The 8441-nt window shown below is 71.4% G+C and carries 7 protein-coding genes; 3 read left to right on the forward strand and 4 right to left on the reverse strand.

Going from position 1 to position 8441, the window contains the following annotated elements; genetic code table 11:
- Positions 1 to 386 precede the first annotated feature (386 nt).
- The 3 genes from RZ84_RS16475 to RZ84_RS16485 form a co-directional block, all read right to left on the reverse strand.
- Positions 387 to 938: an imidazolonepropionase-like domain-containing protein gene (locus RZ84_RS16475; protein ID WP_043264955.1), complete on the reverse strand. Its 552-nt coding sequence runs from the start codon at positions 936 to 938 to the stop codon at positions 387 to 389.
- A 304-nt stretch (positions 939 to 1242) separates the two neighbouring features.
- A complete protein-coding gene (gene mqnC, locus RZ84_RS16480) occupies positions 1243 to 2496 on the reverse strand; it encodes a cyclic dehypoxanthinyl futalosine synthase (RefSeq protein WP_078893827.1) in 1254 nt (417 codons plus the stop codon).
- Between the two features lie 153 nt (positions 2497 to 2649).
- Entirely contained in the window at positions 2650 to 4671 is a 2022-nt protein-coding gene (locus RZ84_RS16485) for a serine/threonine-protein kinase (protein WP_043264956.1), read from the reverse strand.
- 440 nt (positions 4672 to 5111) lie between these two features.
- Here RZ84_RS16485 and RZ84_RS16490 point away from each other — a divergent pair, with 440 nt between their 5' ends.
- The gene (locus RZ84_RS16490; RefSeq protein ID WP_107068129.1) at positions 5112 to 6200 is read left to right on the forward strand and encodes an alpha/beta hydrolase; all 1089 of its coding nucleotides are present in this window, start codon (positions 5112 to 5114) and stop codon (positions 6198 to 6200) included.
- 123 nt (positions 6201 to 6323) lie between these two features.
- Here the strand turns inward: RZ84_RS16490 and RZ84_RS16495 are convergent, their stop codons facing one another.
- A complete protein-coding gene (locus RZ84_RS16495; protein ID WP_052229971.1) occupies positions 6324 to 7226 on the reverse strand; it encodes a menaquinone biosynthetic enzyme MqnA/MqnD family protein in 903 nt (300 codons plus the stop codon).
- A 249-nt stretch (positions 7227 to 7475) separates the two neighbouring features.
- Between RZ84_RS16495 and RZ84_RS16500 the strand changes: the two genes are divergently transcribed.
- Together RZ84_RS16500 and RZ84_RS38985 are read left to right on the forward strand one after the other, a co-directional pair.
- Positions 7476 to 7679 carry a cold-shock protein gene (locus RZ84_RS16500; RefSeq protein WP_043264958.1) on the forward strand — a complete coding sequence of 68 codons (204 nt, stop codon included), beginning with the start codon at positions 7476 to 7478 and terminating at the stop codon, positions 7677 to 7679.
- Positions 7680 to 8116: 437 nt separating this feature from the next.
- Entirely contained in the window at positions 8117 to 8254 is a 138-nt protein-coding gene (locus tag RZ84_RS38985) for a hypothetical protein (protein ID WP_157878840.1), read from the forward strand.
- Positions 8255 to 8441: the final 187 nt, after the last annotated feature.

Genomic DNA, 8441 nt, shown 5'->3' on the forward strand with positions numbered 1-8441 from the left:
GAATCCGTAGCACCCACTCCGCGCCGTGGGCCGGGCTCGCCAGTCATGGTCCGTGCTCGCCAGCCAGGGACCGTATCCGCCAGCCCCGACCATGACCTGCCCTGCTATGCCCTGCCCACGTCCGCCAGCCGCGGACCACGACCGCCACCCACAGACCATGTCCGCCAGTCGCGGGCCGTGGTCGCCGTTCGCGAGGCGCGTTCGCCGTTCGCCGTTCGCCGCCTCCTTATATTCCGGCAACGATTACGGAGAGTGACTAGTTCCCTTCATTATTACAGTCTGTGATGGTGGTTGGTGGTGGCTTTGCGACGTGGTGGCGCTGCGGCGAGGTTGTGGCGCTGCGGCGACGTGGTGGCGCTGCGGCGACATGGCGATCTGCGACCGGGTCAGCGGCGGCGGTGGACGAGGCGGCTGGCGATGACCGTGGCGAGGCAGGTGCCGTCCGGGGCGAAGATCGCGAAGTTGGCCGGGCCCCCGGCGGTCAGGGGGCGCGGGCGGGGGCCGGGCAGTTCTTCGAGGCCGGATCGCTGGACGGCCGTGCGGACCGCGGGCCGGGTGAACGGGCCGGTCAGCGCGGTGGTTCCGGTCGCCAGCAGGCGTTGCAGGCCGCGGCGGGCGCTGGCACCCCACCGGGTATCCGGCATGTCGAGTGCGGCCAGCGCGACCCCGGTCAGCGGCTCGCTGCCGAGTTCGGCGACCTCGCGCGGATCGGGGTGGTAGGTCGCCTCCAGGAGCGCGGCGCCGTCCGGTTCGTAGCGGCCGGGGGTGAGTACGCCGTCCCACTCCCGGATCCGTGCCCGTTCGCCGTAGGCCGCCAGCAGTTCCTCGTACGGGCCGATGGCGGCCAGGCGGGCGCCATCGACGACGACCGCGTGCCCGGGGGCCGGTGCGCCGCCCTCGGCCAGCCGGACGGCGCGCACCCGGTGGAGCGTCAACACCCGTGGTCCAGCGGTCGGTTGGGGAGGAGTCCGAGGAGCGCGAGGAGTCCGAGAAGTGCGAGAAGGCCGAGGAGTCGGAGTGGTCCGAGAGGTGCGGGGAGGGTGCGGGAGCGGGGCGGCGGGCGGTGCGCGACCGATGACCGGCCCCGGCTCGGGTGCTGGGGCCGGTGCCCGTGCGGGTGCCGAGGACGGCGTCGCGTCGGCTGCTCCGGGGCGGTCACGGTCAGGGCGGTCACGGTCAGGGCGCCTCTGCTGCGGGGCTCGGTGCGGGGCCCAGTGCGGGGCTGCGGGGGTCTGAGCGGGGTCAGTTGGTCTCGATGAGCTTCAGGTCGGGGTGGGTGGTGCCTCCCACCCGTCGCCCACCACCGCCCTCAGCCGAGGCGCTGCGCGCCACCCCTCCTCCTTCAATGGCCGTGGAGGAGAGGTGCGAGACGACGCGGTCGTCCACCGGGTCGTCGGCCGGGTCGTCGTGGACGACCAGGTGCTCGTACGTCGTCGCGCGCTGCGCCGGGACGCGGTCCGCCTTGCGGATCAGGTCGATGATCTCCAGGCGGTTGGAGCGGTGCTTGGCGCCGGCCGAGGAGACCACGTTCTCCTCCAGCATGATCGAGCCGAGGTCGTCCGCGCCGTAGTGCAGCGCGAGCTGGCCGGCCTCCTTGCCGACCGTCAGCCAGGAGCCCTGGATGTGCGCGATGTTGTCGAGGAAGAGGCGGGCGACGGCGATCATCCGCAGGTACTCGAAGATCGTCGCCTGCGTCTGGCCCTTCAGGTGGTTGTTCTCCGGCTGGTAGGTGTACGGGATGAAGGCGCGGAAGCCGCCCGTACGGTCCTGGACGTCGCGGATCATCCGCAGGTGCTCGATGCGCTCGGCGTTGGTCTCGCCGGTGCCCATCAGCATGGTGGAGGTGGACTCGACGCCGAGCTTGTGCGCCGTCTCCATGATTTCCAGCCAGCGCTCGCCGGACTCCTTGAGCGGCGCGATGGCCTTGCGGGGGCGGGCGGGGAGGAGTTCGGCGCCGGCGCCGGCGAACGAGTCGAGGCCCGCGGTGTGGATCCGGGAGATGGCCTCCTCGACCGAGACCTTGGAGATCCGCGCCATGTGCTCGACCTCGGAGGCGCCGAGGGAGTGGATGACCAGCTGCGGGAACGCCTTCCTGATGGCCGAGAAGTGCTCTTCGTAGTACTCGACGCCGTAGTCCGGGTGGTGGCCGCCCTGGAACATGATCTGGGTGCCGCCCAGTTCGACGGTCTCCGCGCAGCGGCGCAGGATGTCGTCGAGGTCGCGGGTCCAGCCCTTGGCGGTGTCCTTGGGGGCGGCGTAGAACGCGCAGAACTTGCAGGCCGTCACGCAGACGTTGGTGTAGTTGATGTTGCGCTCGATGATGTACGTCGCGATGTGCTCGGTGCCGGCGTAGCGGCGGCGGCGTACGGCGTCGGCGGCCTGGCCCAGCGCGTGCAGCGGCGCGGAGCGGTAGAGGTCGAGTGCCTCCTCCGGGGTGATACGGCCGCCCTGTGCGGCGCGGTCGAGTACGGACTGGAGGTCGGCGTTCTCGGTCACCGGGGCGTCCCTTTCGGAGGCGGACAGACAGTGAGCACGGTGGGCGCGGTGAGTGGCGCGCTCCGTACTCAAGGACTGAACCAGCCTACGCCAGGGCACCGACAGCCTCGGGGCCGGCCGGGCGCCCCCTCCCGGCCGGCCCGCGACACCGCCTCAGCCGCTCTTCTCCAAGGTCGCCTTCGGGGTACCGCCCTGTTTGTCGTCGGAGGTGAAGGTGAGCGCGCCGTCCTTGCCGAGGGTGTACGTCACCGTGGACGTGGTGCCCGTGCAGCCCGGCCCCTGTTTGCCGTCCGGGCTCTCCCGGAGCACCAGCTCGGCGCCGCCGGCCGAGAGCAGTTTCGCCTTCGCCCGGCAGCGCAGCAGCACCGCGTCATAGGTCGTACGGACCACGAACTCCCCTTGGTGGCCGGCCGTGATGACGCTGGTCATGGAGCCGTTGGGGAAGCCGTTGGCCATCGTGAGGGTGCCGCTCCAGGTGCCGAGGAAGGGGTGCGGGACGTCGCCGCCGGTGCCGTTTCCGGTTCCTTGGCCGGACCCTTGGGGCGGCTCGGAGGGGTGCGCGGACCCGGTGTGCCCGGGGGACGGCTCGGAGGGGGATGCCGACGCGGTGCGCCCGGGGGGCGGCTGGGCGTCGGTGGTGCCGCTGCCGCCGCCGTTCCGCAGCATGGTGAAGACGAACCCGGCGGTCGTCGCGGCGGCCAGTGCGCCGGCCACCGACAGCACCAGCGTGCAGCTCACCCGCCGCGGCCGGTCCTTGGCGCCGACGGCGCCGGCGAGTGCGATCCGCCGTTCCTTGGGGGCGGGCGGAGACGACGGAGACGGGGGCGGGGACGACGGGGACGGGGACCCCGTTGGCAGATCCGCGACAGCCGCGGCGCCGTCGGCCGCGGTGCCGTCGGCAGGACCAGGGTTACGGGTGCCACCGGTGTCTCCGGTGCCACCGGTTCCTCCGGTGGCACCCTTGCCACCGGAGGCGTGCGGAGTCGCCGGCGGTGCGGCGGCGGACGGCCAGGCGGTCTCCGGCGCGGACGGCAGGCCGGGGACGTCGGGGCCGCCAGGGCCACCAGGGCCGCCGGGCCGGTCCGTGGGGGCCTCGCCCCCGACCTCTGCCGGCGCGTCGAAGGGGATCAGCCCGGACACCGCCCCGTACGACGGATCCGGCGGCCCGAACGCCCCGCCGGGCACCCCCGCCGTCCCCCGAGCCCGCGCCCCCTCTTCCGGGTCCTCCCCGGCCTCCCCTAGCTCCTGGTCTCGCTGCTCCCGCCGCTCCACCTCAAGGTTCAGCAGTTCCACCGCCTGCCGGCTGACCTGCTCCACGACCGGTGCCGGCAGCCACCCGGCGCGCACCAGCCCGGCCGCGCCGCCACTCCCCTCCCCCACGAGCCGGGCCGCGACCTCCTCGGGGGCGGGCCGCCGCGCCGGGTCCTTGACGAGGCAGCCGGCCACCAATTCCCGTAGTTCGCCACCGAGTTGCGGACCCAGTTCCGGTTCCTCGTGCACCACCTTGTAGAGCAGGGCGGCGGACGAGTCCCCGGGGAACGGGGGGACACCGGTGGCCGCGAAGGCCAGTACCGCCCCCAGCGAGAAGACGTCGGCCGCGCCCTCCGCGCCCATCCCCAGGATCTGCTCGGGCGCCATGTAGCCCGGCGATCCGACCGAGACCCCGGTGGACGTCAGGGAGGCGGTGCCGTCCGTGGCGCGGGCGATGCCGAAGTCGATCAGCAGCGGCCCGTCCAGGGTCAGCAGGACGTTGGAGGGTTTGACGTCGCGGTGGACGAGCCCGAGTGCGTGCACCGCGGTCAGCGCCTCGGCCAGTCCGGCGCCGAGGGCGCGTACGGAGTGCTCGGCCAGCGGCCCGAACGCGCCGACCGCCTGTGCCAGTGAGGGGCCGGCCGCATAGCCGGTGGCGATCCACGGAACGGAGGCGTCCGGATCGGCGTCCAGTACGGGCGCGGTCCAGGCGGCGCCCACCCGCCGCGCCGACTCGATCTCCCGCCGGAACCGCGCCCGGAACTGCTCGTCGGCGGCGAACTGCGCGTGCACGACCTTGACCGCGACGGTCCGGCCGCCCGCGCTGCGCCCCAGATAGACCCGCCCCATGCCACCCGCGCCGAGCCGACCGAGCAGTCGGTATCCGCCCAGGACCCGTGGATCGTCCCCTGCCAGCGGCTCCATCGCGCCTCCCCCTGATGACGGCGCCAACAGCTTATGACCCGCGCCATACCCCGGTCGGAAAACGCCGATGCCCGATGCCGGCACTGCTCCCCGGCGCGAACACCGATGACGGACGCCAACACCGATCACCAACGCGAACACTGATCACCGACGCCAACGCCGACCACCGACGCGAAACACCGATCCCCCACGCCAACACCGACCACCGACGCGAACACCGACCACCGACGTGACCGCTGATCCCTCACGTCAACGCCCATCACTCACGAGTAACCCACGCACACGCTTATGACCCACGTCATCCCCCGTTCCGGAAACCTTCGCCCCGTTTTCCGCATCAAACAGGGCACAAGTCGGCCATCCCGCCCGACGCTTCCGCCGCCAGCGGTCCTGGCCTGCGACAGCGCCCCACGCCGCCGCGCGACCCTCCGGAGAACGCCGTGCACCACCGCCCGCGCCCCAAGTTCCGCCGCCGTGGTCGCCGTACGTCCGAGAGCACCCGGCCCAAGTGGCGGCTCTCCCTGCTCACCGCGTTCATCGCCATCCTCGGGCTCGGCGCGTACCCGACGGTCAAGTACATGGACGTCCTCAACGACACCGGTGAGCCGATGTCGTTCAGCCGGTCCCTCCCCGACGGTGTGCCCGGCCCGCCGCTGCCGACCACCACCGACCCCTCGGTACGGATGCCGACCGGCCCCCGTGCGGAGTTCCGTACGGCGAGCACGCTGAGCGACGGCACGAAGATCGGCGTGACGACCCTGCACGGGAAGAAGTCCGGCTTCACCGGCAAGGTGTGGGTCTGGGCCCCGAAGGAGTACTACGAGGACCGCTACCGCGACAGCGCGTTCCCCGTCCTGCTCGCCCTGCCGGGCGGTTACGGCTACCCGGTCAACTACTGGATGGGCACCGACCTCAAGCTCCAGCGCACCATCAGCGACCTGGTGGCCCAGGGCCGCGGCAAGCCGTTCATCGTCGCCATGCCGGTCCTCAACGCCGGCAAGCGCTACTACGACGGCAGCGACATCCCGGGGCAGCCGAAGATGGGCACCTGGATTTCCGACGACGTCCCCGACCTGGTCAAGGCCAACTTCCGGACCTTCACCTCGCGCGACGGCTGGGCGATCATGGGCTCCTCGTCGGGCGGTTTCGTCGGCCTCAAGCAGGTCCTCCAGCACCCCGACCGCTTCAAGGCGGTGATCGCCAGCGGCCCGGACACCCGCCCGGACTCCCCTCTCTGGCGCGGCCACGAGAAGGAGAAGCGGGCCAACGACCCGGAGCACCTGGCCCGACAGCTCGCCGCCCGCCCCGGCGCCCCGGACGTCTACCTCCAGTTCCAGATCGGCACGCGGGAGGGCGGCCGGGCCAATCTGGAGCGCTTCATCCGGGAGTACGCCAAGGGGCCCGTGAAGGCGCACCTGCACGTCATAGAGGACGGCGGGCACAACGCCAAGAGCTACATCAAGGGCATGCGGGACGCGAGCCTGGAGGCGATCAGCAAGGTCCTCCGCGGCCCGACGCCCGCCCCCTGAGGTCCGCGCCCCGAACACCCGCCCCCTGAAGCCGGTGCCTATGCCGGCGCGGCGGTGCGGCGGTGCGGTGCGGCGGTGCGGTGCGGCGGTGCGGCCGGCGCGGGACGCCGCCGGCCACTGGCGTCACGCCCGGCGCGCCCCGGCCAGCAGCTCCACCGTCACATCGGCCGGGAACCCGGTCGTCGGGCCGACCCGGCGCGCGAACTCGGCGACGCCGCGCAGCTGGTCCGGTCCGAACCGGAAGTCGAGCGTGGTGAAGTACCGCTCCAGCACCGCCTCGTCGAAGTGCTCCCAGCGGGCGGCCTGCTCGGCGACCTTGCCGACCTCCTCCAGCGACAGGTCGCGCGAGGCCAGGAACGCCTCGTGCACCTTCCCGACCACCACCGGCTCGCGCTCCAGGTAGTCCCGCCGGGCCGCCCATACGGCGAAGACGAACGGCAGTCCCGTCCAGTCCTTCCACATCCGGCCCAGGTCGTGTACCTCCAGCCCGAGCTTGGGCCCGTCGTGCAGATTGGCACGCAGCGCTGCGTCACCGATCAGCACCGCGGCGTCCGCCTCCTGCATCATCAGCCCGAGGTCCGGCGGGCAGCGGTAGTACTCGGGCCGCACGCCGATCTTCTCGGCGAGCAGCAGCTGCGCGAGCCGTACGGAGGTCCGCGAGGTCGACCCGAGGGCGACCCGGGCGCCGTCCAGCTGCTCCAGCGGCTTCTGCGAGACGATCACGCAGGACATCACCGGCCCGTCGCAGCCGACCGCGAGGTCCGGGAAAGCGACGAGATCATCGGCGGCCCGCAGGAATTCGACGAGCGTGATCGGCGCGATGTCGAGTTCCCCGCGCACCAGCTGTTCGCTGAGCTTCTCCGGGGTGTCCTTTGTCAGGTCCAGGTCGAGCAGAGTGCCCGTACGGGCCAGGCCCCAGTAAAGGGGCAGGCAGTTCAGGAACTGGATGTGGCCCACTCGCGGCCGGCTGCGACGGTGGTCGGCGTCGGCTCCTGCGGGTGCGTCTCCGAAGGTTGAATTGTCCACATGCGGAGGCTAGACCCGCCCCTCTCGGTGCGGCACGGCGGGGCCCGGGATGGCCTCTGACGCTCTCGGCTAAACGTGATCTTTGGCTCTTCCACCTCACGAGCGCACCATGCTACGCTCAGCGCAAGTTGCAGTTTGGTTTCCCTTGCAGTACAGAGCCTGCGGAGCATGTGACCCGCAGGCTTTTGTAGTTTTCAGACTTGTTTGCAGGTTCTGGAGCAGGGCAACCCTTTGGCCCAAGGAGGGCTCATGGCTACCGGAACCGTCAAGTGGTTCAACGCTGAAAAGGGCTTCGGCTTCATCGCCCAGGACGGCGGCGGCCCGGATGTCTTCGTCCACTACTCGGCGATCAACGCCACTGGTTTCCGCTCTCTGGAGGAGAACCAGCAGGTCACCTTCGACGTCACGCAGGGTCCGAAGGGCCCGCAGGCGGAGAACGTCACGCCGGCCTAAGTTGCCCGACACGACCTTTAGCTATTAGGTCGACTAGTAGTACCCAAGGAGCCCCGCTCCTCCTTTCGGGAGGAGATCGGGGCTCCTGCCTTTTGTTTGCCCGCCCGCTTTGCGGCTGCGGCTTAAATGGCAACTACATGAACTTTTCCGGTCGGCCGCATTGCGCCGCGAGAAACCCGGGAACGGCCCCTCTCCGGCCACCCCTCCCCGTTCGGGCAGACCGACCCACGGAGAGGGAAAACCAATCCTTGTCGCGGAATTAACGCCCCGGAACGATCACTCAAGGGCGGCGCGGAACCGATCGTTCCGCCGTGAACGGTGCACGGCGGGCGCCGGGAGGACCTGCCCCCGGCGCCCACGACGCCCGCCCCCGTGCATTGCCGCCTGATCACGGAAAGTGGTCGCACGGCCACATGACACGGCCTACCGTGGGCAGAATGAGCGAGAACATGCCTCCGCAGAAGCCCTGCCCGGACTGCGGCGGCGCGGGCACCGTGGAGTGGGAGACCCCCGCCGGCCACCGGGTCACCACGCAGTGCTCAGGCTGCGCCGGCACCGGAACCGTCCTGGCATAGAGGAGGCAGACCATGGCGGCCTTCAGCAGAAACGGCAAGCCGGTCGGCCTGGACGCCCAGTACGTCGGCAAACTGCCCTGCGCCGTCTGCGGGTTACGTCCGATGAAGCTGCCCGGCCGGGACGGCGGTGTCTGCATCCCCTGCTACGCGGAGGAGCGCACGGCCGCCGGCCGGCGGGGCGCGGCGG

Origin of the sequence: Streptomyces sp. CT34 (assembly GCF_000805335.1) — a bacterium.
In the GTDB taxonomy this organism is placed as follows: Bacteria; Actinomycetota; Actinomycetes; order Streptomycetales; family Streptomycetaceae; genus Streptomyces.